This is a genomic window from Enterococcus sp. DIV0086, assembly GCF_050498705.1.
GTDB lineage: Bacteria > Bacillota > Bacilli > Lactobacillales > Enterococcaceae > Enterococcus > Enterococcus faecalis.
Genome location: NZ_JBNIDN010000001.1, coordinates 1,560,850 through 1,586,615, shown reverse-complemented (window position 1 = coordinate 1,586,615; position 25,766 = coordinate 1,560,850). Strand labels below are relative to the sequence as shown.

Below are 25,766 nucleotides of genomic sequence, written 5' to 3'. Positions count from 1 at the left end.
TAGTTTTCACTATTTTTTTTAAAAATATTGAGGAAATTTTGATTTAATAAATGCGAGAAAACGTCAAAATGTTAGTGTTTGTTACTAATGTTTTGACGTTTTCTCGCTGTTTTTTTATAAAATTACCACTTTATATATGAAAAAAAACAATATCTTTTTTGAAAATTACGTTTTCAAAGACACAAAAAGTCGTTGGAACCTTGCTGTTATAGTAAATTCATTTTTTTTGCATGAGGTGTTTAAAATTTGAAATCACAAGCAGTCTTTTTTTCGCTATACTTAGTTTACGTTCTACTGAGATAGAAAAGTTTTTCACTTTTTTATTCATTAATTAACCAAGATATAAAGGAGAGAGTAAAATGAAGAAAAAAACATTGGTAACTTTATTTGCAGGAACGGCAATTTTAGGGGCAAGCATTGCTCCTGCAGCAGCACATGCAACAACAACTGGTACAACACCAGCAAACGTAGAGATGACAAGTGGTTCATTACCAGGCGGTACGGGTGATGGAGATGATGGAAGCACCCAAGAACCAGAACCAGGCTCGAATACAAATTTTGATTTGTTATATGTTCCAACAGAATTCAAATTTGCTTCGACAGAAGTTAGTTCTGATTTATCAGCGATTTCGTTAGATGCGACAGGTACCCAAACAAAACGTTATGCCGTTGGGGATGTTCGTGGAACACAAGCGGGTTGGTCAGTTACTGCCGGCGTTGCTGAAATGAAAAATGGCACTGCTACTTTAGAAGGCTCAATTACCTTTGCACAAACAGGAGCAGTAGCGAAATACGATGAAACAGCAAAAACATACTCACGTGATGTAGCTGCCTTTGCAGCAGATCCAGGAAGTCCTGAATTTGCTGGAACAACTATTCCAGTAGGTGGAGCAGCTGTATCAATTGCTACAGCAGCAGTTGGTAAAGGTCAAGGTACATGGGATTCTGAATTATCAAATGTAAAATTAAACATTACAACACCTAGTTCACAAATTACAAATGGTGCGTATACAGGTAACGTAACTTGGACATTAGTGGCTGCGCCATAAAAAGTTACTAACGAGAATACTGCATTACTAGAAAAGGAGCTGCGCAGTGGTGCACGGCTCCTTTTCGATACATAGGAGGAACAAATAATGAAGACAATGCGCTGGCTAATCGTCACAGTTTTTATTTGTGTGATGGCATTAAGCATCCCTTCTGCTGTACAAGCAGAAGAAGCGGATGACAACATGAATACAAAATTTACAGTTAAACCCAATATTCCTGAGAATCAAGCGAAAAATACGCAATCCTACTACGATCTCATTGTAAAACCAGGACAGAAACAAGAAGTCGAATTATCATTAATTAATAAAACAGATGAAGAATTGACGATTGATTTAAATTTGGCGAATGCTGTGACGAATGACAATGGTTTAATTGTGTACAATGATTTCGAGAAAAAACCAGATTCAAGTTTAAAAGTACCCTTGACAACATTAATTAAATTACCTGAGGAACATGTAAAAGTTACCGCTAAGAAAACCGTAACAGCCAAAATGACTGTCGAAATTCCAGCGAATGGTTTCCAAGGATTAGTTTTGGGTGGTGTTTATGCTTCGCTTGCAGAAGATGAAAAGGAAGAAAAAGGAAAATCAACGGGTTTAACCAGTCGATATGGATTTAATGTAGCAATTGCTTTACGAATGTCAGAAGATACACCGATGTATCTAGCAGAGACTCTTCAATTAGTTAAATTAGTTCCGACCATTGCTTTAGGAAATAAATCGGTCCAAGCGGTTATTCAGAATCCGACATCCGCTATTTTTCCTGAAGTGCGTTTAGAAGGAAAAGTAACGAAAAAAGGCGAAACGAAAGAATATGCCAAACGGATTTTACCAAGTGTTCGTTTTGCGCCAAATTCGACGATGAACTTCCATTTAGATTTCGGGAAAGAAGATGTTCGTCCAGGAACCTATATTTTTGAAGGAAAAGCGGTCTTGAAAGAAGATGAACAACAAGTGTGGCCGTTTAAGCAAGAATTTACCATCAGTAGTCAAGAAGCCAAAAAATTAAATAAAGAAGCAGTAGTGAAATTGGTCCTACCGACTTGGTGGAATCAAGCTTTTTATGGCTTGTTAGCTGCAACAATTGTGAGTCTAATTCTAGCTATTTGGCGTTTTACGCAACAGAAAGCAACACTGAAACAACAAGCCTATTTACAACAAGAAAAACAGGCAGCCTTGAAAAATAGACAAGGAGCACGCTATGATGACAATGAAAAGTAAAGGGTCACTTCTGGTGACGTTGGGAATACTTTTAACCGTTGGCATTGCGAGTCTAATTGTTTCTTCTGAGAGTTTTGCAGAAGAAGTAGGGCAAACGAATATCGGTGTAACGTTCTATGGAGGGAAAGAGCCACTAAAAACGGAAGGTGTCATTAAGCCAACAGAGCAACCAGTCACTGATAAAGATAAAAAAAAGTCACAACAACAAGACAAAGTGAGCAGAAAAACCACTGCTAAAACGAATCCGACTAATGCACAGACGTCATTACCAAGGACAGGTGAACGAAATAGCACGTGGCTTTACAGCCTTGGTATTGCATGTTTACTCGTAGTACTAACAAGTTTCTATTATTTGAATAAAAAAAGGAAAAAGGAAAAATAATGTGCTGCTTTTATAAATAGAGTTAATGTAGAAGGAGGAATATAGATGGAGATTACGATGTGGATTTGGGTTTGTGCTGGCTTGGCCGTCCTTTGTTTTGCTTTATTTTTACTGTTCTTAGTAAATAGCATGAATTTTGTACATCTGGCAAAGCCTAAGCAGTCTTTAGTAAAACAATCAATGTTTAGTTGGCTGCTTCTGGTGATGTGTGGCGGCTGGGTGGCGGTGGCTATTTTGCTGAATATCGCATTACAAACACAATTAACATAAAGAAAACCCGTTGTAAGTTTTTAAGAAACTTGCAACGGGTTTTTGTTAACTTTAAAATAAAGAACGGTACAATTTATCAAAAAAGTACAGTAGACATTTGTACCCAACTTAGATAGAAAATAAAGCGCTATCATTATATGATGATTACAGGAGGAGGACACAGCTGTGAATTATAAAATAAGTTATCTCCTTGACGAGTATGCAGGGCAAAAAATTGCGCTCTCTTTGGCTCAACAAATAACCGATCTTTCGCAACGAGAATTAGTGACACAACTTTCGACAATAGGCGGAGAAGTTCAACAGAATACCGTCAGCATTCCAAACCTTTCCGCAAATGAATGGGGAAAACAACTTTTTCAACAACGTCAAGTGATCTATAGCGAAACAGAAAGACAAGCACTTATTTTTTTGCTCACTTATTCAGAAATCGAAGAACTATCGGTGTATCATTATCAAAATTTTTTAGACGTTTCGAAAGGCACTATTTTAGCGGATATCAAAAAAGTACGACACCAACTAGCAACTGAAAACATTGCTTTATCCTACGAACGAAAACGAGGGTTTTACCTAGAAGGAGATGAATTTCGGATTCGTCGTTTCGGGAAAAATTGGCTTGCCCGCCTCTTACAACAAAAGTCGGGCACCTTCGCTTTATTTTGCTGGCTCAGTCAGCATCAAATGAGCCAATACGCAAAAATACGTGACGGCATTCAATTAGCCGTCCAGGAAGCGCAGCTTCAACTGGTATCCAGCAGATTGGATGAAATTAGTTACTTTCTTGCTTTTTCTCAAAAAAGATTAGGCAAATATAAAACAGTCGTCTGGCCTGAGAACCAGTTAATTCAGTCCTTACGCGCTTATCCCGTCAGTCGTCGTATTTTAAGTGATTTAGTTGGGCCAGTGGCGAATGTAGAAACTGAGAGTCTTTTTTTCACGATTTGTTTAATGACAGCCTTGCAAGGAGAATTGCGAGATACGAAGTTAGAGTTTTTATTAGATATTTCTGGTGAAATTATTCGGAAAATGGAATTGTTGGCCGTTGTTCAATTTGAACAGCCTCGTGAATTGCTCATGAATGTGTATTATCATCTGGTTCCTGCCTATTTTCGGATTAACTATGGCTTTTACTTGCCGAATGTTTTAATCAAGGATATTCGACAATCGTATCGGTCGCTTTATCATCTTTGTGAACAAGCGTTAGCTCCTTTAGAAAAATTAACGAAACGGTCAATCCCGTCAGAGGAAATCGGTTTTTTTACCATATTATTTGGTGGAGAAATTTTCGGCCAAAAAAATGAGCAGCGGCAAGAAAAGCTAAAAGCGCTAATTGTTTGTCCCAGTGGTATCAGTTCTTCGTTGATTTTGCAATCGGAATTGCGTCGGCTATTTCCAATGATTGAATTTAAAGAAACGAATGCGGTGAGGGAAATAGAGAATGTATCTGAAAAAAGCTATGACATCATTTTCTCAACGGTCCCTATTGAAACAGCCAAAAAGGTTTATCTTACCAAGCCCATTATGAGCTCTTTGGAGAAAAATCAATTGATGCACCAAGTTCAATCAGATTGGCTATTGCCAGGTATTTCCATGCCAGATGTTAAAGATATTTTAGATGCGTTAAAACCTTACATTTCCTTAAAAAAAGGAGTCACAGAAGCGCAGTTATATCGTGTCTTGCATCGTAAAATGAACAAAATTTTAGAAAAAGAGGAGGATCTGCGTCCAATGTTATCGGAATTATTAACAACAGAAACAGTCCAAGTCCTGCCTGAAGTTGCAGACTGGCGAGCGGGAATTACAGAAGCTGCCAAGCCGTTATTAAAAAATGGCAGTATTACGGAAAAGTACATTGATGCGATGATTCAAAAAGTCGAATCGTTTGGGCCATTTATCCATATCTGTCCAGACGTAGCATTGCCTCATGCGCGGCCAGAAGATGGCGTTAATCAGTTAGGCATGTCATTACTAAAAATCCAAAAAAGTGTCGATTTATTAGAAGATCCTAAGCATGAAATTCACCTTTTTATTTGTTTAGCTGCTTCAGATAACGAAACACATTTACGGGCCTTATCTAGTCTGACAAAAATTCTATCAAAAAAAGAATCATTACATCGCTTAGTGGCGGCTGAAACCGTCCCAGAAATACTATCAATTATCCAAGAAGGAGAGAAATAAGATGAAGATTTTTACAGTTTGTCAAAGTGGTTTAGGAACAAGTTTTATGGTGCAAATGAATATCCAACAAATTTTAGAGGAAGTCGGTGTTGATACAGATAATTTTCAAATTGATCACACAGATGTCGGGAGTGCCAGTGGCGATATGGCTGATTACTTCTTTGTCGAAAAAACATTGCAAGATGCTTTAGGGTCAATTCCTGCTGAAAAAATTATTCCTTTAAATGCGATTATTGATTACGATGAAACGAAGGAGAAAGTCTTGAAAGTTTTAGATGACAATGGCATTGCACATCAATAAGAAGGAGGAAAAACATGGAAACTTTATTGAATTTATTTGTTTCAATTGTTAGCCAGCCAGCGATTCTGGTTTCATTAATTGCTTTGTTGGGATTAGTTTTACAGAAAAAGAAATTTTCTGATGTTGTTCAAGGAACGTTGAAAACATTCGTCGGCTTCTTAGTTTTAATTGGTGGCGCAGGGCTATTAGCGAACTCGTTAACGCCCTTTGCGGAGATGTTTCAAACCGCGTTAAATACACAAGGCGTGGTTCCTAGTAATGAAGCGGTTGTAGCGATTGCCTTGCAACAATATGGGACACCAACTGCTCTGATTATGTTGGTGGGCATGGTTGTTAATATTCTGTTGGCGCGTTTTACACGTTTTAAATATATCTTTTTGACAGGTCAAGCGATGATGTACGTTTCGTGTTTGACAGCCGTTATTTTAGTGGGGGCCGGTTTTAGCGTTAGTTTGCCAATGATTCTTTTAGGTGGTTTATTTGAAGGAACTTTATTAACAGTGACACCTGCTCTTTGTCAGCCCTTTATGAAACAAATTACTGGAAATGATAAAGTAGCAATGGGGCATACAGGGAATATTGGTTATGCGGCAAGTGGCTTTATTGGAAAAGTCTTTGGGAATAAAGAAAAGTCAACGGAAGATATTAAAATTCCTAAAAGTTTTGGTTTTTTAAGAGACTCAACCATCTCAATTATGATTTTGATGTCGATTGTCTATGTGATTTTGGCTTTGCTGGCTGGGACAGGTTATGTCGAGCATGAGTTAAGCAATGGCGAAAATGCGATTATTTTTTCATTAATTCAAGCAGGAACCTTTACGGCTGGTTTCGTTGTGGTTTTACAGGGTGTTCGGATGGTTTTAGGAGAAATTGTGCCAGCTTTCCAAGGAATTGCTAAAAAATTAGTGCCTAATTCTAAACCAGCACTTGATGTTCCCATTATCTTTCCTTATGCGCCAAATGCTGTCTTGATTGGGTTCTTTGTGAGCTTTATTGTGGGAACTATTTCAATGTTAGCGATGGTTGGTCTGAATACCACCGTGATTATACCAGGCGTTGTCGGGCACTTTTTCTGTGGTGCCGCGGCAGGCGTTTTTGGAAATTCCACAGGGGGACGTCGGGGAGCGATTTTAGGGGCTGCGTTTAATGGCTTATTAATTAGTTGGTTACCGTTATTCATTTTACCAGTCTTGGGTGATCTACAGTTAGCATCCTCAACGTTTGCGGATACGGATTATTTAATCCCAGGCCTATTTTTAGGCAAATTAGGTGAGGCAGGTCCGAGTCTTTTAGTAGGAGGAATCATTGGTTTTGTAGTGGTTGTTCTTTTGGTTAGCGCTGTTTTGACTATGCGGGAGAAAAAAATCGCCGAAGAAAACTAAGTGTTTTCTTCTACAAAAAGGCAAGTGGGACAGAAGTCGTTTTGACTTCTGTCCCACTTGCCTTTTACCATTGTTCTTGGATAAATTGTGCAATTTGTTTCCGCGCTTGTCGTCCTTCTGGCAAGTACTGTTTCATTGCGAAAACGTGTTGCATGCCAGGCACCAATCGGCAAGTATCTTGTGGTCGTGGCCCTAATTGTTTTAAAAATTGGTGATAGGAAGGGCAAAAAACTTCATGTGTACCGCCCACGAAAAAAAGTGGCGGAAATTTTTGATAATCAAAGGACAAGCAATTTAAAGAAAGCGTGGAGTGATTGGCCGTGTCGTCAATCTCTTGGGCAATTAATTGTAAATAGTTCATGCCAATCATTTTGTCCTTTTTTTGATAACTTTTGGCAACAGGAATGTCTAAATGTCCATCTAACCAAGGAGAAATTAAAACAGCAGCTTTTGGTAAGCGTTCAGGGAAATCGGTGGCTAAATTCTGCAATACGTTTAAAACCAATGTACCACCAGCAGAATCACCTAATAAAATAACATCTTCGGGATCATAATGCTGTAAAATTTCTTGATAAGCAGCATAGCAATGATTATAAATATCAGCAAAAGACTTATTTGGTGCTAATGGATATACAGGGATAAAATAATCTGTTGCAAAAGAGAGATCTTCAATTAGTTTATAACTAAAGTCTAATTGGCTATAGGCGAGATTCAATGTAAAGCCCCCACCATGCAGGTACAGTACAGCTTTCTTGGTAGGCGCAATAACGGAGTTTGACATGCGATACATCGTAGGAAATTGAGTCGTTTCTTGAAGAGGAAAAAGATGACGTAAATGTTTTGGCAAAGTTACTTGTTCATTTAATGATCGTTGCCAATGATAAAAAGCCTTGGTGACTTTCGGATTTCGTTCAAGTCGAGCAATTTGGGAAAGACGTAAAGAATCTTCAAAAAGACAGGCTTTTAAGGATTTTTGACGAGAACGTGCGTGAAACAAATATGCGCTAGCTAACAACAAACCAATCGATTTCTTTTTCAATTAAGGCCCTCCATTCAGCAAAAAGTAAATCATTTTTTCTACAGTATAACATTTTAAAAGTAGAACAACGAAATTTGTTGAAGGGATGAAAGGACGGTTTAAACGAATGTACGTATTTATTTGTGGTTGCGTAAAGTAAATGATTGTAGTAAATTAAATGAGATTAAGAGGTCCGGTGAATGGGCGCGTTCACGGCAAGGAGAGAAGTAGGATGACAAATAAAAAGGTTACAATTAAAGATGTTGCCAATGACTCAGGTGTCTCCATTACTACCGTTTCACAAATTTTAAACGGGAATGGGGCACGGTTTAGTGGGAAAACGGTCGAAAAAGTATTGGCTGCAAAAGAGCGATTAAACTATCAGCCCGACTATTTTGCGCAACGTATGGTGATGAAAAAAAGTAAGACGATTGGCGTAATCGTACCTGATATTACTAATCCATTTTTCGCGCAATTGATTCGAGGAATTGAGAGTGTTTTATACAAAGAAAATTTTATACTGATGTTATGCAATGCGGACCAAGATGTTACAAGAGAACATGAATATTTAACAGAGTTGATTCGTCGCAGTGTCGATGGTTTTGTGATTGCAAGTTCTGAAATTTCCAATCAAACGATTAATGAAACGCTACGTGCGAAAAAGATTCCGTTTATTGTACTTGACCAAAAAAAAGCAGAAGGCTTTAGCGATGCTGTTTTGACAGACGATTATAGAGGTGGGCAACTAGCAGCAAAGCATTTACAAGAGCAACGACATAAACAGGTCGTCGTGGTAATGCCACCACATGCGCCAGTCAATATTCAGCAACGTTTAAAAGGTTTTTGTTCTGTTTATACGGAAAAGGTCCAGTTAATCGAAACAGAATTATCAAAAACCGGCGGCTACCAAGCTGTCCCCGAAATTTTAAAAACAGAGAGCACCGGAATTTTTGCTATCAATGATGAAATTGCTTTTGGTTTATATCGAGGATTAGCAGAAGCGGGCAAAAAAATTCCTGAGGATTATAGTATTATTGGTTATGACAATGTTGATATGTGCGAGTATGTTTCGCCGCCGCTAACAACAATTGCTCAACCTGTTTTTCAATTGGGGCAAACTACGGCGACTCTATTATTGGAAAGAATCCATCAGCCTGCAAAAGATTGGGAGGAGCAAACCTTGCCTGTCCAACTGATTGAACGATTTTCGACAGCACCCTTGAAATAGCTTTCAAGGTGTGCTATATTTTTGTTGTGGAATTAAAACGTTTTACTAAAACGTTTTAATTAGAATGAAAAAATAAATTTTATTGAGGTGGATGAAAATGAACGCGGTTACAATTATCGGAAGTATCAATTTAGACACAACATTAAGAGTCAAAGAAATGCCAAAACCAGGCGAAACAATTCACGCCATTGAACATTTTACAGCAGGTGGTGGTAAAGGAGCAAACCAAGCAGTTGCAGCGAAACGTTCAGGCGCAGAAACATATTTTATTGGTGCTGTGGGAAATGATGGCGCTGGAGCTATGATGACTGATTTAATGAGTCAAGATGAAATTAATTTAACTGGGGTCACCACTTTAGAGAAAACAGCTACTGGCCAAGCCTTTATTATGGTAGATAACGCTGGTGAAAATAGCATTATGATTTACGCAGGAGCCAATAACGCCTTTACGCCAAAACAAGTCCAGGAACATCAAGAAATTATTGAAAAAAGTGATTTTGTGATTGCCCAATTTGAAAGTGCGATTGATAGTACGATTGCAGCGTTTAAAATTGCTAAAAAAGCAGGCGTCAAAACGATTTTAAATCCCGCACCTGCGTTAGAACAAGTTCCTGAAGAATTACTAAACGTTACAGATATGATTGTACCAAATGAAACAGAAACCGAAATTTTAACAGGCATTAAAATCACAGATGAAGCGAGTATGCGTAAAGCCGCAGAAGCACTTCATCAATTAGGGATTGAAGCAGTAATTATTACAGTAGGTAGTAAAGGCGCCTTTTATGACGTCAATGGACGAAGTGGTATTGTGCCTGCTTTTAAAGTGAAAGCGGTTGATACAACGGCTGCTGGCGATACTTTTATTGGCGCATTAAGTAGTATATTAGAAAAAGATTTTAGCAATTTGGAAGAAGCTATTCGTTATGGAAACAAGGCGTCCTCGTTGACTGTTCAACGTTTTGGAGCCCAACCTTCGATTCCTTATCAACACGAATTGGCAGACAAATAAAAAGGAGCGAGCGACATGAAAAAAACAAAAGTTATTAATTCAGATATTTCCCGCGTTATCGCACAAATGGGTCATTTTGATAAATTAAGTATTGGTGATGCAGGCATGCCAGTGCCTCGGACTACAGAAAAAATTGATTTAGCAGTTACCAATGGCGTCCCTAGTTTTATGGAAGTTTTAAACAATGTCCTTGAGGAATTGGCAGTTCAACGAATTTATTTAGCAGAAGAAATTAAAACAGAAAATCCTGACATGTTGACAGCAATTAAAACTCGTTTACCAGAAACTCCCATCAGTTTTATTCCTCATACAGAAATGAAACAAGAATTAAACAACTGCCATGCATTTATTCGGACGGGGGAAATGACTCCTTACGCAAATATTTTATTAGAAAGTAACGTTGTCTTTTAAACGAGAGAGGGGAAATAAAGATGAATGCGACTGCATTATTAATCGGTTTAGGACCGCTTTTAGGTTGGGGGCTTTTCCCAACAATCGCTTCCAAAATTGGTGGTCGTCCAGTGAATCAAATTCTTGGTACCAGTTTAGGAACATTAATTTTTGCCGCTATTTTTTCAATGATTAATGGTTTGGCTTTTCCAGCGGGCATGGATTTATTCTTTTCAATTTTATCTGGTGTCGGTTGGGCCTGTGCGCAAATCATTACGTTTAAATGCTTCACGATGATTGGTTCATCACGTGCCATGCCAGTAACGACCGCGTTCCAACTTTTAGGTGCTTCTCTCTGGGGTGTCTTTTTCTTAGGAAACTGGCCAGGTGCGACAGCCAAATTGTTAGGCGCATTTGCCTTAGTGTTAATCATGATTGGTGCCAAAATGACGGTCTGGTCGGAAACGGAGTCCGCTGAGAGTGCTGGGATTATGAAAAAAGCAGTTCTTCTATTAGCCGTTGGTGAAATCGGCTATTGGGCGTACTCTGCAGCACCCCAAGCGACGGCAATTGATGGCATGCATGCCTTTTTACCACAAGCAATAGGCATGGTAATTGTGGCAGTTATTTACTCAGCAGTTGTCACTATTAAGGGTGGGGAAATATCCCCATTTATAGAAGCCGTTTCTTACAAACAAATTTTTTCAGGCTTTTTCTTCGCCTTTGCAGCGTTAACTTATTTAATTTCAGCGCAGCCAGATATGAACGGCTTGGCAACTGGCTTTATTCTATCCCAAACATCAGTTGTGCTTGCAACATTGACAGGTATTTGGTTCTTAGGTCAAAAGAAAACAGCCAAGGAAATGACCGTAACGATTATCGGCTTAGTTTTGATTTTGGCAGCAGCTACGATCACAGTGATGATTTAAAAAAGTATTCAACGACCTATTATTCAGGGCGTTGAATACTTTTTTTTATTTGTTCTAAAAATAATGCAGCAGCTGTGGAAAGAACCGTATTTTTGCGCCAAATTAAACTAATTTTGGCTGTTAAAGCAGGATATAGCGGGATAAAACGTAAATTTGTTTGCTTTGTTTCTAGAATACCATCAATGCTTAGGGCGCTACCTAGCCCAGCTTCTACCATCAGTGAAGCGTTGTAAAGTAAGTTGTAGGTCCCAACGATTCGGAACTGATCTAGACTTGCTTCGAGCCAATCAGAGAGTTGGCTCGGAACTTGTGCTTGTCGAGAAATAAATAAAGGTTCTTCTTTTAAATCGGCTGCAGTAATAACATTTTTAGTGGCTAAGGGATGGTCCTTTACAGTAATTAAGCCCCATGTATCTACAATTGGTAATGTTAAATAGCTATATTTTTGTTTAGGTGCAGGCTCAATAATTAAACCAAAATCTAATAATCCTTTGTCTAGCCGTTCTATTACATCATCTGCATTCCCACTGTATAAATGAAGGTGAATATCAGCTGAGTGCTGGCTTGTTATTTGTTGTAGTGCATTCGCTAAAAAAGACATAGCTTTTGTTTCGCCGCCACCAATCGTGATTTCGCCATTAATGAATTCATTTTGCGACAAGTTGGTGACTGTTTTATTCGCTAAGCTTAAAATATCTTGCCCTTGTTTAGCTAAATATTCTCCTTCAGGTGTTAATTGTATTTGTCGATTTCCTCGTATAAATAATGTCACGCCTAATTCTTCCTCTAATTCTTTTAATTGCTTAGATAATGTTGGTTGTGATACATGCAATTGTTTGGCTGCGCCACTAATCGTTTTTTCTTGGACCACTGCTAAGAAATAGTGAATCACTCGTAATTCCATTACTTTCCCTCCTATAACTAAAACGCATACTTATCTATTTATTATAAGTATTAGACAGAGGAGTTGTCACGTATTACGATAAATTTAGCAAAAGGAGGCGATTAGGAATGCTTACAAAAAATCTCCAAGAACTAATTGCAACAGGGAGCATTGATAAAGATGAACCACTATTTCAACTTATTCATCAGATTCAAGAGGAAAATAGTCGCTATTTAATAGAATTAAATCAACAAGCCTATACACATAATGAAGTAAGGAATCTTCTTGCCACGATTATCCAAGACAAAATTGACGAAACCGTTACGATTTTATTGCCTTTTTATACAGATTTTGGACGCAATATACATTTTGGTAAAAATATTTTTATTAATCGGGCAGCTATGTTTGTTGATTTAGGGGGCATTATAATTGAAGACAATGTTTTAATTGGTCCGCGCGTTAATCTCTTAAGTGTCAATCATCCGGAACTGCCAATGAAACGGCGAGGCGTATTGCTAGCACCAATTACCATTAAAAAATTTGCGTGGTTAGGCGCGGGTGTCACTGTTTTACCAGGTATTACGATTGGTGAAAATGCTATCGTAGCAGCTAATGCGACTGTAACTAAAGATGTGCCAGCTAACGCTATTGTTGCAGGAACACCAGCTAAAATTATTCGTTGGATTCAGGAAGATAAGGAGGAAATATAATGAAATCATTATCAGAAAAAGTTATTGTTATCATGGGCGCTTCCAGTGGCATCGGTGAGGCAACAGCCCGTTTACTTGCCAGAAAAGGAGCGAAGTTAGTCATTGCAGCACGTCGACAAGAACGTTTAATTGCTATAAAAAAAGAACTTCCTGAAGCAACGATTCTCGTGCAACAAGCAGATGTAACGAAAGAAGAGGAAGTTCAGCGTGTAATCAAGCTTACAATGGAAAAATATGGACGAATTGATGTTCTTTTTAACAATGCAGGAGTTATGCCAACGGCGCCTCTTATTGAAGCACCAAAAGGAGAATGGCGTCAAATGCTAGATATTAATATTATGGGTGTTTTAAATGGCATTGCGGCAGTTCTTCCAATTATGGTTGAACAAAAATCAGGGCAGATTATTGCTACTGATTCTGTGGCAGGACATGTCGTTTATCCAGATTCGGCTGTCTACTGTGGAACAAAGTTTGCTGTTCGAGCAATTATGGAAGGATTGCGACAAGAACAAAGAGAGAATAACATTAAATCAACGATTATTTCACCAGGTGCTGTACAAACAGAACTTTATCAAACAATTTCTAATCGAGTAGTAGCTGAAACGTTACATCTAGAACAGTTAAGTTGGGGCTTAAAGGCGGAAGACATTGCGCAAGCAGTGGTCTTTGCCATAGACACGCCAGATCGTATGTCAATCAGTGAAATGGTTGTTCGCCCGACCACACAAACGATTTAATTTAAAAAGTATTCCTAGAAAGGAATACTTTTTTTAATCGTGATTGTTCGTTTTTTACAGAATTTAGAATTTGATATTTACTTATTTGTTGGTTTATTATATGATTAAACACGTTGTTTCATTAATAAATTGAATATTTTACGAACATTGTAAAATGTTTAGATTTTAGGAGGACGGAACATGAAAGAAAAAATAAGTTCATATTTTGAACTTGAACAATTGAATACGAATATGAAACGAGAAATGTTAGCTGGTTTCACCACATTTATCTCAATGGCGTATATTTTGTTCGTTAATCCAACCGTACTTGGTGCTTCTGGCATGGACGAAGGCGCTGTTTTTACTGCCACCGCTTTAGCGAGTGCCTTAGGTTGTATTTTAATGGGTGTGTTGGCGAAATATCCGATTGCGACAGCACCAGCTTTAGGAATTAATGCATTCTTTGCTTATTCAGTCTCTGTTGGTATGGGGATTCCTTGGCAAACGACATTAGCAGGCGTTTTTGTGGCTTCATTGATATTTATTTTAATTACAATTTTTAAATTACGCGAGCTAATTATTGATGCAATTCCTGCAGACTTGAAATTTGCCATTTCAGGTGGGATCGGGTTGTTTATTGCTTTTCTTGGTTTAAGCCAAGGTGGCTTAATTGTGGCTAATGATGCGACACTCGTTGGCTTAGGACCTTTGAACGTTGGCTCAACGTGGGTCACCATTGTCGGCTTAGTCGTAACTGCAATTTTGTTAGTTCGTCGAGTGCCTGGTGGTATTTTTATTGGGATGGCAATTTCAACGATTGTTGGTTTAGCGACAGGGGTTATTCCAATGCCTGATAAGATTATTTCAAGCGCGCCAAGTTTAGAACCAACATTTTTAGTGGCGTTAGGACATGTGAAAGATATCAATACGATTCAAATGTGGGTCGTGGTTTTAACGTTCCTATTAGTAACATTCTTTGATACGGCTGGTACGTTGGTGGGCTTAGCCAATCAAGCAGGTTTTATGAAGGACAATAAAATGCCGCGTGTGGGGAAAGCTTTAGCCGCTGATTCAACAGCGATGTTAGCTGGTTCTCTATTAGGGACATCGCCAGTTGGCGCATATGTCGAATCATCTGCGGGGATTGCTGTGGGTGGTCGTTCAGGAATCACAGCTATTACAACCGGGATTTTATTTATTTTCAGTTTGCTATTTTCTCCTTTGTTAGCAGTTGTCACTTCGCAAGTTACAGCACCAGCGTTGATTATTGTTGGTGTTTTGATGGCACAATCCTTAAGCAAAATTAAATGGAACGAGATGGAAATTGCGATTCCTTCCTTCTTAATCTTGTTAGGAATGCCATTGACATACAGCATTTCAGATGGGATTGCCTTAGGCTTTATCTTCTATCCAATTACAATGATTGCGGCAAAACGCGGGAAAGAAGTTTCGCCAATTATGTATGGCTTGTTCTTTGTTTTTGTCGGATTCATGTGGATCCTGAATGCGCAATAAGCAAGAGAGAAAGTTATCAAATAGTTGATTCATAAGACAATGAACTTATGAATCAACTATTTTTTTTCGACTAAGCACTAGAAAAACGCCCCTTATTTGATGTATAATTTGCAAAGACATTGACCTGTGAAGATACAGGAACAGAGAGGAATTAATTGAGTGAAGTATACAGAAATTATGGTTTCAGGTAGTAGTTTCTGTTGAAATATATTGAGAATACTGGTTTTTAATGTCTTTATTTGCATAGTAAATAAGTTCAAAAAGCAATGATTGTTAGCACTTGTGTTAGCAGTTGTTGCTTTTTAAATACTTAAATATGTTTTGATATTAAATAATATGCTTTCCTTATAGGAAGTATTAATTCATAAAACAAGGTATTCACAATTGTTATAAAAGAGGTGAAATTTAAAAATATGTGAATATGAATTTTATATTATAATTTTAATGTGATAAAATGAATGTTTTAAAAATTATTTTTATTAGAATTTTCAGTGATATAAAGATAGAAAAATTAATGATAATTATTTTGTTATTAATTTTTTTATTGTCTAATAAAATATTTTTAGATTTTTCAGTACAAAAATAGTAAAGTTAATCCCATTGATAAAAGTGGAGTTTAAAATAAAAACACTATTGCAAATAATAGTGTTTTTAGAGTAAAATTTATTTGATTAGTGAATAAAATTTTTTTGAATACATATACATGAGTTCCTTGCAACAATTAATTGCGTGATCAACTCTCTCATATTTATCAATATCTAATATGAATAAACATAATTCAATATTAATGTGTTATAGTGAACAAGTAATTTGAGTTATATATTTAAAAACTATACTTCTCCTTTTGCCAATTAACATTTTTTATAATAACTTGCATGTTTTAATGCACTAGGAGGAAATATATATGAACAATGGTATAGTAAAATGGTTCAACGCAGACAAAGTTTTTGGACTTATTATAGGTAAGATGGCAATGATGTATTTGCGTATTTTTCAGCTATTCAAACAGATGGATTTAAAACTTTAGATGAAGGGGAATCCGCAACGTTTGATGCTGAAGAAGATCTGCGTGATCCACAAGTTGCTAATATACAAAAGCTTAATTACGAGTAATAACGGATCAATTTTTGATCCGTCAGACTGTAGACAAACTCCCAAATTTGGAGTGTTGTTTGCAGTTTTTTTGTTTTATACTGATTGCATAAACTATTTTGGGAGTGATTCTAATGATGAGAAAACAATCGATTGAAGGTAGAAATCAATTTGCTATGTTAACAATTGATGATCTTGTACCAAAAGATCATTTGGTACGAAAGATTGATGCTGCGATTCAGTTTGATTTTATTTATCCCATTGTAGAATCCACGTATTCGACCTATGGTCGTCCCAGTATTGATCCAGTGATCTTAATTAAATTAGTATTTATCCAATATTTATTTGGTATCCGTTCGATGAGACAGACAATTAAAGATGTTGAAACAAATGTTGCTTATCGTTGGTTTTTAGGATATTCATTCGAGGATCCTATCCCACATTTCTCTACTTTTGGTAAAAACTATGTTCGAAGATTTAGAGAAACAACTTTATTTGAGGATATTTTCTCTCATATTTTAGAACAAGCTGTCAAAGCTGGCTTCGTTACGGAAGACAACCTTTATATTGATTCTACTCATATCAAAGCAAATGCCAATAAACATAAGTTCACAAAAGAAATGACCTACGGTCAAGCTAAAGCTTATCAAGATGAATTAGAAGATGAAATAAATAAAGAACGTATTGCTGTAGGAAAACGTCCTTTTACATGGGACACAGAAAGTGAGTTGAGTCTTCAAAAAATTAGTCATTCAGATCCAGAAAGTGGCTACTATGTTAAAGGAGAACGAGAAAAACAATTTGCTTATTCTGCGCATACTTCCTGCGAAGATAACGGTTTTATCTTATCTACACTAATCACACCAGGAAATGTGCATGACAGCCAAGTCGCAATCGATCTGGTTAAACAGTCGAAAAGAGCTTTTCCAAATATAAAGCGTGTTGTCGCTGATGCAGGATATAAGACGCCTAAATTTGTTCATTTTCTGTCACACTTGAAACTCTACCCGATTCTTCCATATACTGCACCTCATGGAGTAAAAGGAATGTTTCGTAAAAAAGACTTTGTTTATGATGCCTATTTTGACTGTTATTTATGCCCTAATAATCAACCGTTGTTATTTTCAACTATCACTCGTGATGGCTATCGAACCTATAAATCAAATCCAAAATTTTGTAGGAGTTGTCCATTACTTGAAACCTGTACTTCGAGTGCAAACTATCAAAAAATTGTAACTCGGCATATTTGGGCTGATCTTATGGATGAACTTGAACACCAACGCCATACGGCGTTAAATAAAGAAATTTACAAAAAGAGAAAACAGACCATTGAACGAATATTTGCAGATGCAAAAGAAAAGCATGGTATGCGCTGGACGAAATATCGAGGTCTTGAAAAAGTCGCTGCGCACACGATGCTTACGTTTGCTGCTATGAATTAAAAAAAACTAGCCACATGGCTATGGAAAACAAAAAAGCCTATGGCTTTTTATTTCAAATTTATACAAAAACTAACAAAAAGGAGTTGGCAATTAAGCCACTCCTTTTTGTCTACAGTCTGAACGGATCAATTTTTGATCCGTTATTTTTTAATATTTATTGTATCAAAAAAATTTAAACTACAGAAAAGAGGAAAATTTATGGGATTTAATGGATGGAAACCAAGTGAGTCTTCTGGAAGTAGTAAACGTTGCGGATTGCCAACCATGATGAGAATACATCTGTTTAGTGTTATAGCAAGTTTCTATATATTTAATTATTACATTTTGAAACTTAAACAAAACATTATTCACTATCTTACTTAATTTTTAAACCATAATTCAAATAGAATACCATTATTTACATTTTTAATATGATAAGACACAGTCAATTTTGTTAAGAATTGTTTTGTTATAAATAGCCCCACACCCGTACCTCCCGTAGATTTATTTCCAGATTTTTCTAACCTATAAAAGGGCTCGAATAGTTTAGACAATTCTTTTTCTGATATAGGAGGACTAGTATTAAAGATACTACAATATACTCCATTTTTAGTTGATTTAGTAGTAATTTTTATTTTTCCGTTTTTTGTAGTATATAGGAAAGCGTTACTTAAAATATTTTGTAATACTTTTTGTAACATTTTTAGATTAGTATTAACAACTACTTTATGATCTGTTTGCCATGAGATTTTTTTTGTTCTAAAATTTGGATTTTTTTCTAGATTTAACGTTATATTTCTTAATTGTTCATTGAGATCGATATTTTCTGTTAATAATACTTCAGAATTTTTTTCTAGTTTAGATATAGTCAACATTTCTTGAATTAATTGAGCCATGTTATCTAAAATAGTATAAGTTTTTTTAAGATATTTTTTATGATCATCGTAAGGTTTAATTTCATACTCCATGGCCTCAATGATTCCCATGGCAGAGGCTAATGGTGTTTTTAGTTCATGAGAAATAGCCATAATGAACTCGTTGCGAAGTTGTTCTAATTCTCGTTCTTTCTCTAACTCCGAAGTCAGCAAGTCATTTTTATCCTCTAATTTCTTCATAGTTTTTTGCAATGAAATGCCTAAATAATTTAAACTATTAGCTAATTCTCCTAATTCATCATCAGAGTTTACAGTTACTTGATGACGAAAATCTAAATTCACCATATTCTTTGCTATGCTATTCATTTTTTTAGAGGTACAACTATCTGTTTTGAAAAAAATAAGCAATTAAAATGCTAAGTAGAATTGCAAAAAATAAAAAATAAGTAGAAAATTTGATTAGTACCTGTGTGGTATCTTTAATTGTTCGTACATTAGGGGAGTAGTTTAATGAATAATTTTTACCTTTAAAAGAAAATTCAACTACTGCAACAGCAGAATCTGAAGGAATAGGGGCTCTACTCAATGAGTTTGATTGTATGGCTCTATTTATTTGAATACCACTAGAAATAATAGTAGTAGGAATATAAAAAATACTATTATTTTCATCGGCTATAATAGGTATTACTTCCGTTTCTATTAAAAATTGATCTGCAGCTTTTTTTAATCTATCAGCATTATTAGTTTTCGCTGCCATAACTATCTTGTCTTCATTTTTTTTTAAATCTTCTAATTGAATATCATAGTAAAATTTAGGGAATAACAGGATAAGAATAATGTATCCTAATATCGTAAAAATTGATAGCACTCCAAACATAACTATGAATAGTTTATAACTAATTTTTTTTTTAAAATAGCTCGCTAATTTTATAACCAACACCTCTAACTGTTTGGATTGTTCCGGAATTTAGTTTTTGACGCAAATTTTTTAAGTGGGAATTCAACATTGTAGTATCTATTTCATCGGAGTATCCCCAGACTAGTTCAATAATTTTTTGGCGAGAGACTGTCTTATTTTTTCTTCGAATTAAAACGACTAATATTTCAAATTCTTTTTTTGTCAACGAGACTTGTTTGTTATTTTCGAGTACTATATAACTCTCTGGAAAAATTTGGATATTACCACAAGTTAAAATTTCTTCTATAATAGGTTTTTCGTGATCATTATTCAATATATTTTCAATACGTTTTAAAAAAACTTTGTAAGAAAAAGGTTTTTGTATATAATCATTTATGCCTAATTCTAATCCTTTTAGTTCATCCTCCTCTCCAGATAAAGCAGTGAGCATAAATATGGGGATATGCTTTTGTTCCATCTGAATTAATTCAACTAAAGCATATCCGTTCAATTTAGGCATCATAATATCAGTTATTAATAAATCAATTTCATTATTTTTAAATTGCTCGTAGCCCTGTATGCCGTTATTTGCCGTAAGGACGTTGTATCCAGAAGCGGTTAAAAAAGAATAAGTAACCTCTAAAAGTGATTCGTCATCTTCTACTAGTAAAATGGTTTTCATAAAAATCACCTCCACGTTTATAGTATAATTCAGTATCATTCTTATTCATAGCGCAATGCTTCAATAGGATCCAGCTTAGATGCTTTTATGGCAGGGAGTAGACCAAAAACGAGGCCAATGATTACTGAAAATAATAAACTACCAAGGATAGAGAAAAGTGAAATATAATAAGGGTAATTTAAAACAAGTGTAGCAATTTTACCACTGATTAACCCCAAAATGATACCTAGGATACCTCCAATTATTGTTAGAGATATAGCTTCCAGTAGAAACTGTTCTAAAATTATTTTTCTTCGTGCTCCAAGTGCTCGTTTAATACCTATTTCTTTAGTTCTTTCTGTCACTGAAACAAGCATGATGTTCATCACACCGATTCCACCAACGATTAATGAAATACTAGCAATACCACCTAATAGTTTATATTGTGTTTGAGAATAACTGGTAATACTTTTTTCTAAATCTTCTGATTTATAAACACCAAATAAACAATTTGATTCTTTTTTATCGATACTTTTATTTAAATAGTCTGCCACTGATTGGGCTGTGTATTGTAAATCATCTGCCTTTTCTGTTTTAACCATGATGGTTGGTATAGGATTTAATGTTCCCATATATTTCGGCCAATTAAGGTAACAAGTAAAACCTTTACTAATTTGCCCCTCCATTGAATAAATCCCGGGAGAAGATTCTTTTTTTTGTTTTACTACTCCAATGATTTGGTAAGGAGAACCTTTAATTTCAATTAACTTTCCAAGACCGTCATCATTCTTAAAAAAATTTCCATATAAGCTTTCATCTAAAACAATGGTTTGTTTATTTTTAATGTAATCATTTGGAGTGAATGTTCTTCCTCGAACTAGTGAATAGTCATTATAGTTAAAGTAATTATCTGTTATTCCAACTATTTTTCCATCTTTTTTAGTGCTACCGTATAAAAATTCTGTTTGATTATCATAACTGAAGGTGGTATCTTTCACTTTAGGTATTTTTTTTAATTCTTTTCGCTTATCCTGAGAAAAATCTTTAAAATAAGATGGTTGCCTTCCTACACCACCAAATCCTCCTTTCAAGTTTGTTTCTGTATCGAACATCAAAGTAATACTATTATTATCGCCACCAAGCATACTTTTTTTTGTGTTTTCAGTATTTCCTTCCACAATACTAAAAATTGCAACGATTGCGCCAATCCCAATAATTATCCCAAGCATGGTTAATATTGAGCGGAATTTATGTTCCCAAATTGATTCGAGAGAAAGAATAATATTTTCAAACATTGAATCACTCCTTTATAAAAAAATTAGAATCCGAAGTAATATGACCATCACGAATGAGTATCTTTCGTTTAGTATAATCAGCAATTTCTGGCTCGTGAGTAATGATAATAATCGTTTTTCCAAGTTCATGTAGATTGTCAAATAGGGTCATTATTTCTTGACTATTTCTTGTGTCAAGAGCACCCGTGGGTTCATCAGCTAGAATAACATCTGCATCTGTAACTAATGCTCGGGCAATTGCTACACGTTGTTTTTGACCTCCAGATAAAATAGTTGGTTTAAAATCCACACGATCATTTAATCCCACTTGATTTATTGCGTAGAGCACTCTTTTTTGTCTGGAATGCTTGTCTACTTTTGAGTAAATTAATGGTAACTCTACATTTTTATGGACAGATAATCGCGGAAGTAAGTTGAAGCTTTGAAAAACAAATCCAATCGTTTTATTTCTTAATTCAGATATTTGGTTTTCATTTAGAGTGGATGCGTTGCAATTATTTAAGAAATAATTACCAGATGTTGGTCGATCCAAACATCCAAGGATGTTCATTAGGGTAGACTTACCAGAACCCGACGGCCCCATGATAGAAACATATTCCCCGCGATCAATTTTTAGATTGATGTTGTTTAAAATAGGAATTTCGTTTTCCCCTTGCCAGTAAGATTTATAAATATTTTCTAAAGTAATCATTATTATTTCACCTTCAGTCCATTTGTGATTTTTGAAGTAGGAACAATTATTTCATCTGTAGCAGTAAGACCAGTTTTGATTTCTGTTTGATCATCTTTTTGTGTACCAATAGTTACTTCTTGTTTGAATGCTTTTTTATCTGTTACTTTCCAAACATAATTTTTATCTTTTTCTTTAAAAACGTATAATGTAGGAATATTTATTTTAGTATTATTTTGTTTTTCAGGTTGGACATAAACATGATTTCCAATACTAGAGACATTATTATTCCCATCCATTAAAACTTCAAAAGGATAGCTAGAAATAGTATTATCATCTTTTTCTTCCTTTGCTATTGGATCAATTTTTACTATTTTTCCAGACCATGTTTTATTCTGATCTTGTCGATCTATAATTTTTATTTTTTGGTTTAAAGCAAGATCATCCTTTTTATATTCACTTACATTTCCTTGTACTTTGAGAGAGGAAGTGTCCATGACTTCCATGAAACTACTTGTATTACCCGTACCAATAGTCGTATTCACTTGTGTTTCATCAACTTTTTGTACAATCCCATCTACTGTCGAAACAACTGTTTCTTGATCATTTTTTTTCTGTTGAATGTTTTGATCTTGTGTAGCCTTTTCTAAATCTAAATTTGCATCATTCAGGTCACTATTAGCAGAGTCAATATCTGTTTGAAGAGTATTGATTGTTTCCTCTAATTGACTTTCATTTTGTTTCAATGCGCTTTTCTCTTCTTCCTTGGAGACACTTATTTTTTGCTTTACATCGGCTAATTCGCTTTTTTTGCTATTCAATTGTGTCGTTTTTGAATTAATCGTTTGGGTGAGTGAATTAATTTTATTTTGAGCTTTTGAAGTGTTTGTTTGTGCATCTAATAAATTTGATTGACTTTCAGGATTGTTATAAGAAAAAAGTTTTTGTCCTTTTTTAACTGAATCGCCTACTTTTACATAGACTTCACTAATAACTCCTTTTGTACTATCAGCATTGATTTTGCTAATCTCATTAGGAACAATTTTGCCAGTTAAATAAGTAGAATCATCTTCATTTTGAGTAGTTAAATTTTTTATAGAAATAATTTCAAAATTATTTTTTTTATTATTGACTTCTTTTTGTTTTTGAAAAAAGGTAGTATATATACCTATTAATAGAAGTAATATACTTAAAAGGCCAAATATAAAAAATTTTTTTTTCATTAAAGAATCCCCTCGTTTCTAATTTAGTAATGATAGTTTAACAAATTAGTATGTATTAACGAGGTGTTTAAAATGGATTTAAAATGGATTACAATTGGTATTTTATACATGTAAATATCACTTGAACCCCACAATTTATCTATATATTTTCATGCTATATTTAGCTATACTGAAAACAACTTACTAGAAAAGGGGATTATTATGACAAAAAACAAAACAAAACTAACTACTATGATATTATTAAGTTTAATATTTACACTAGGGTGTATAATGATGGCAGCTTGTGGTGAAAAGAAAACAGATACTTCTGATAGTAAAAGTGGAAAAGTAGAAGAAGCTCAATCTGCACTGACAGGACAATCATCACAAGGGAATGAGGATTCAAGTAAATAAACTTAACTAGAAGTTGAGTTCGCTAAGAAAAATTGACCCGGAAAAAATTTTTTCCGGGTCAATTTTTGTATTTTCGTTGACAAATTTATTGCTCCATATAAATTGAATGGTGTAATATACCCTAACGATTTATGCGAACACATAGATAAAAGACCAATTGGGGGCCTTATAAGCAGTTAGTTATCAATCTATCAAGAATTTAGCCGAAATGTTGGGGATATTAAAGTTAGCACGAGACAAACTGTTAACAAAGGACAATTTATAGGAAACTTTACTTCTAGTCATTTACATTTAGGAATGACAAAGAAAGAATGGTGTGCTGCTCATTCTTCTTGGAATAAAGATGATGGCACTTGGTTTAACCCAATTCCTATACTTCAAGGAGGATCTACGCCTACACCTCCAATCCAGGACCAACCAATTTCACAACAAATGTACATTATGGTTTACACGTCCTTAGGGAATCTTGGTTAGGGGAAGTAACAAACTTTAACAATACTAATGATGGTTTTGCAGGTTATCCTAATCGTCAACATGACATGCTTTATATTAAGGTAGATAAAGGGGGAATGAAGTATCGTGTTCATACAGCTCAAAGTGGCTGGTTAGCTTGGGTAAATAAAGGAAATAAAAATGATACAGTGAATGGTGTAGCAGGTATTCAGGGACAAGTAATTGATGGTGTTCAGTTAAACTATATAACTCCTAAGGGAGAAAAATTATCACAAGCATACTATTGCTTACAAACTACGAAACGATCAGGATGGTTAAAAGTAAGTGCAGATAATGGTTCTATTCCTGGATTAGATAGTTATGCAGGAATTTTTGGGGAACCGTTAGATCGCTTGCAAATTGGTATTTCACAGTCTAATCCATTTTAAATTTAAAAAATAACAGCATGATTACGCATTTAATAAATTTTAAAGAGGTGAACGAGTGTAAATAAAGATACAGTCAATATACTGAAAAAATCATTTATTTTTTCTGTTGTTGGAGTATTCTTTATGCTGGGTACCAATGCTTTTGCTTCTGAAGGCTATAATTTACTTGGAGTAAAAAATTATGATCAGTATGCATTAGGAGCACTTAGTGGGTGGAGGGAGCTCACTATTACAAGGATTACAATATAAAGGGAAAATTTCAGATTGGGACTTAATCAAGTTTTTGAAGACGATCCCTATCTCTCCTAGTGGAAATCCTTATGATAGATTTGTAGGTAGTCCTTTTGTTGAAATCCGCTATCTATACTATTCCTTTAGTAAAATGGGGACAAGCATATGGTGATGTAAAAGATATGTCAGGTCATTCTTTAGATGAATTACTAAATGAAGTGAAAAATAATAATCCAATTGTTGCTTGGGTAACGATAAAATTTCAACCGGCACGATGGGGAATATGGAATTTTGGTAGAGCAGTAAATAATAATCATGCAGTAACTTTAGATGGTTATGATTCAAAAAAAGGAAAACTTCACGTATCGGATCCGATTTCTGGTAAATATTGGATCGATAAGAATACATTTGAAAGTATATATAATGAAAGAAACTTTGCGGTTGCGATTTATTAAGATCTATTACTTATTTTTTAGTTTGTTGATAATAAATATATTCTATTTATTATCAACAAACTAGTGAATAAATAACCATAAATCAAGTAAAAAAATCATAACTTCAATATCTGTTTCTCCTGATGATTAAAATAGTTAAAGATTTAAACGCCATGAATTCGTTAAATATGAGTGTGCTAGTAGTTTATATTTATAAATAATAAACTATGGAATTTTATAAAATAGTGAATTGAACAATAAAAATAGTTTTAAATATTACACTAATTTTAAGCTGATTTCTAGATTTTCTATTTTAAAACCATATTGAGCATTATGGTTGTCATAGATAAAAAAATAGATGGTAAAAATATTTTCACCTAAAATCGAATAAGAGATTTTGGGAATATAGTATATGGTGAAAGTCGTTTTTGTAAGATGCTAAGTATATTAAAAATTTATAGAAATTTTTAAGTTAACAAAAATATTAAAACTTTCGCTAGATTATTTATAGGAA

General features: G+C 35.0%; 23 protein-coding genes and 4 pseudogenes. 19 read left to right on the top strand and 8 right to left on the bottom strand.

What is annotated here, in order from left to right; all coding sequences use genetic code 11:
- Positions 1-359 precede the first annotated feature (359 nt).
- The 7 genes from IGI63_RS07755 to IGI63_RS07725 all read left to right on the top strand — a co-directional run bounded on the left by IGI63_RS07755 (position 360) and on the right by IGI63_RS07725 (position 6,780).
- Positions 360-1,049: a WxL domain-containing protein gene (locus IGI63_RS07755; RefSeq protein ID WP_002365278.1), complete on the top strand. Its 690-nt coding sequence runs from the start codon at positions 360-362 to the stop codon at positions 1,047-1,049.
- A gap of 87 nt (positions 1,050-1,136) precedes the next feature.
- Positions 1,137-2,270 carry a DUF916 and DUF3324 domain-containing protein gene (locus IGI63_RS07750; RefSeq protein WP_429975599.1) on the top strand — a complete coding sequence of 378 codons (1,134 nt, stop codon included), beginning with the start codon at positions 1,137-1,139 and terminating at the stop codon, positions 2,268-2,270.
- Positions 2,251-2,652, top strand: a complete 402-nt coding sequence (locus IGI63_RS07745; protein ID WP_002359148.1) for an LPXTG cell wall anchor domain-containing protein — start codon at positions 2,251-2,253, stop codon at positions 2,650-2,652. The genes IGI63_RS07750 and IGI63_RS07745 overlap by 20 nt, the downstream gene beginning before the upstream one ends.
- A 45-nt stretch (positions 2,653-2,697) precedes the next feature.
- A complete protein-coding gene (locus IGI63_RS07740) occupies positions 2,698-2,922 on the top strand; it encodes a hypothetical protein (RefSeq protein WP_429975598.1) in 225 nt (74 codons plus the stop codon).
- Between the two features lie 165 nt (positions 2,923-3,087).
- A complete protein-coding gene (locus IGI63_RS07735; protein ID WP_429975597.1) occupies positions 3,088-5,097 on the top strand; it encodes a BglG family transcription antiterminator in 2,010 nt (669 codons plus the stop codon).
- Position 5,098: 1 nt separating this feature from the next.
- Positions 5,099-5,398 carry a PTS sugar transporter subunit IIB gene (locus IGI63_RS07730; protein ID WP_002367331.1) on the top strand — a complete coding sequence of 100 codons (300 nt, stop codon included), beginning with the start codon at positions 5,099-5,101 and terminating at the stop codon, positions 5,396-5,398.
- A 14-nt stretch (positions 5,399-5,412) separates the two neighbouring features.
- Positions 5,413-6,780, top strand: coding sequence for a PTS ascorbate transporter subunit IIC (locus IGI63_RS07725; protein WP_429975596.1), 1,368 nt, complete (start codon positions 5,413-5,415; stop codon positions 6,778-6,780).
- 64 nt (positions 6,781-6,844) lie between these two features.
- Here IGI63_RS07725 and IGI63_RS07720 read toward each other — a convergent pair whose 3' ends face one another.
- Complete coding sequence (locus IGI63_RS07720) at positions 6,845-7,819, bottom strand: alpha/beta hydrolase (RefSeq protein ID WP_429975595.1); 975 nt, start codon at positions 7,817-7,819, stop codon at positions 6,845-6,847.
- 211 nt (positions 7,820-8,030) lie between these two features.
- Between IGI63_RS07720 and rbsR the strand changes: the two genes are divergently transcribed.
- The 4 genes from rbsR (at position 8,031) to rbsU (ending at position 11,354) form a co-directional block, all read left to right on the top strand.
- Positions 8,031-9,026, top strand: coding sequence for a ribose utilization transcriptional repressor RbsR (gene rbsR, locus IGI63_RS07715; protein WP_002370032.1), 996 nt, complete (start codon positions 8,031-8,033; stop codon positions 9,024-9,026).
- Between the two features lie 91 nt (positions 9,027-9,117).
- Positions 9,118-10,035, top strand: coding sequence for a ribokinase (gene rbsK / locus IGI63_RS07710; protein ID WP_002381157.1), 918 nt, complete (start codon positions 9,118-9,120; stop codon positions 10,033-10,035).
- Positions 10,036-10,050: 15 nt separating this feature from the next.
- A complete protein-coding gene (gene rbsD / locus IGI63_RS07705) occupies positions 10,051-10,446 on the top strand; it encodes a D-ribose pyranase (protein ID WP_002355102.1) in 396 nt (131 codons plus the stop codon).
- A 20-nt stretch (positions 10,447-10,466) separates the two neighbouring features.
- Positions 10,467-11,354 carry a ribose/proton symporter RbsU gene (rbsU, locus tag IGI63_RS07700; RefSeq protein ID WP_002378904.1) on the top strand — a complete coding sequence of 296 codons (888 nt, stop codon included), beginning with the start codon at positions 10,467-10,469 and terminating at the stop codon, positions 11,352-11,354.
- A gap of 19 nt (positions 11,355-11,373) precedes the next feature.
- Here the strand turns inward: rbsU and IGI63_RS07695 are convergent, their stop codons facing one another.
- Complete coding sequence (locus IGI63_RS07695; RefSeq protein WP_002365269.1) at positions 11,374-12,258, bottom strand: LysR family transcriptional regulator; 885 nt, start codon at positions 12,256-12,258, stop codon at positions 11,374-11,376.
- A 107-nt stretch (positions 12,259-12,365) separates the two neighbouring features.
- On the opposite strand from IGI63_RS07695, the gene IGI63_RS07690 reads away from it, so the two are divergent.
- From IGI63_RS07690 to IGI63_RS07670, 5 genes and pseudogenes are all read left to right on the top strand, one after another.
- A complete protein-coding gene (locus IGI63_RS07690; RefSeq protein WP_002355105.1) occupies positions 12,366-12,947 on the top strand; it encodes a DapH/DapD/GlmU-related protein in 582 nt (193 codons plus the stop codon).
- Positions 12,947-13,684, top strand: a complete 738-nt coding sequence (locus IGI63_RS07685; RefSeq protein ID WP_002359155.1) for an SDR family oxidoreductase — start codon at positions 12,947-12,949, stop codon at positions 13,682-13,684. The genes IGI63_RS07690 and IGI63_RS07685 overlap by 1 nt, the downstream gene beginning before the upstream one ends.
- A gap of 180 nt (positions 13,685-13,864) precedes the next feature.
- A complete protein-coding gene (locus IGI63_RS07680) occupies positions 13,865-15,178 on the top strand; it encodes an NCS2 family permease (protein ID WP_002355107.1) in 1,314 nt (437 codons plus the stop codon).
- A gap of 904 nt (positions 15,179-16,082) precedes the next feature.
- Positions 16,083-16,291: pseudogene (locus IGI63_RS07675) on the top strand (cold shock domain-containing protein).
- Positions 16,292-16,404: 113 nt separating this feature from the next.
- Positions 16,405-17,709 (top strand): annotated as a pseudogene (locus IGI63_RS07670) (IS1182 family transposase); the annotation flags it as partial.
- Between the two features lie 362 nt (positions 17,710-18,071).
- Here IGI63_RS07670 and IGI63_RS07665 read toward each other — a convergent pair.
- The 6 genes from IGI63_RS07665 to IGI63_RS07640 all read right to left on the bottom strand — a co-directional run bounded on the left by IGI63_RS07665 (position 18,072) and on the right by IGI63_RS07640 (position 23,313).
- Complete coding sequence (locus tag IGI63_RS07665) at positions 18,072-18,932, bottom strand: HAMP domain-containing sensor histidine kinase (RefSeq protein ID WP_429975594.1); 861 nt, start codon at positions 18,930-18,932, stop codon at positions 18,072-18,074.
- Positions 18,933-18,948: 16 nt separating this feature from the next.
- Complete coding sequence (locus IGI63_RS07660) at positions 18,949-19,323, bottom strand: hypothetical protein (protein WP_429975593.1); 375 nt, start codon at positions 19,321-19,323, stop codon at positions 18,949-18,951.
- Between the two features lie 151 nt (positions 19,324-19,474).
- Positions 19,475-20,146: a response regulator transcription factor gene (locus tag IGI63_RS07655; protein WP_429975592.1), complete on the bottom strand. Its 672-nt coding sequence runs from the start codon at positions 20,144-20,146 to the stop codon at positions 19,475-19,477.
- Positions 20,147-20,187: 41 nt separating this feature from the next.
- A complete protein-coding gene (locus tag IGI63_RS07650) occupies positions 20,188-21,420 on the bottom strand; it encodes an ABC transporter permease (RefSeq protein ID WP_429975591.1) in 1,233 nt (410 codons plus the stop codon).
- Between the two features lie 4 nt (positions 21,421-21,424).
- Complete coding sequence (locus tag IGI63_RS07645) at positions 21,425-22,111, bottom strand: ABC transporter ATP-binding protein (protein WP_429975590.1); 687 nt, start codon at positions 22,109-22,111, stop codon at positions 21,425-21,427.
- Between the two features lie 2 nt (positions 22,112-22,113).
- Positions 22,114-23,313, bottom strand: a complete 1,200-nt coding sequence (locus IGI63_RS07640; protein ID WP_429975589.1) for an efflux RND transporter periplasmic adaptor subunit — start codon at positions 23,311-23,313, stop codon at positions 22,114-22,116.
- Between the two features lie 201 nt (positions 23,314-23,514).
- Between IGI63_RS07640 and IGI63_RS07635 the strand changes: the two genes are divergently transcribed.
- From IGI63_RS07635 to IGI63_RS07625, 3 genes and pseudogenes are all read left to right on the top strand, one after another.
- Positions 23,515-23,706, top strand: coding sequence for a hypothetical protein (locus IGI63_RS07635; RefSeq protein WP_429975588.1), 192 nt, complete (start codon positions 23,515-23,517; stop codon positions 23,704-23,706).
- A 186-nt stretch (positions 23,707-23,892) separates the two neighbouring features.
- Positions 23,893-24,587 (top strand): annotated as a pseudogene (locus tag IGI63_RS07630) (M23 family metallopeptidase); the annotation flags it as partial.
- Between the two features lie 150 nt (positions 24,588-24,737).
- Positions 24,738-25,273, top strand: a pseudogene (locus IGI63_RS07625) (C39 family peptidase); the annotation flags it as partial.
- Positions 25,274-25,766 lie beyond the last annotated feature (493 nt).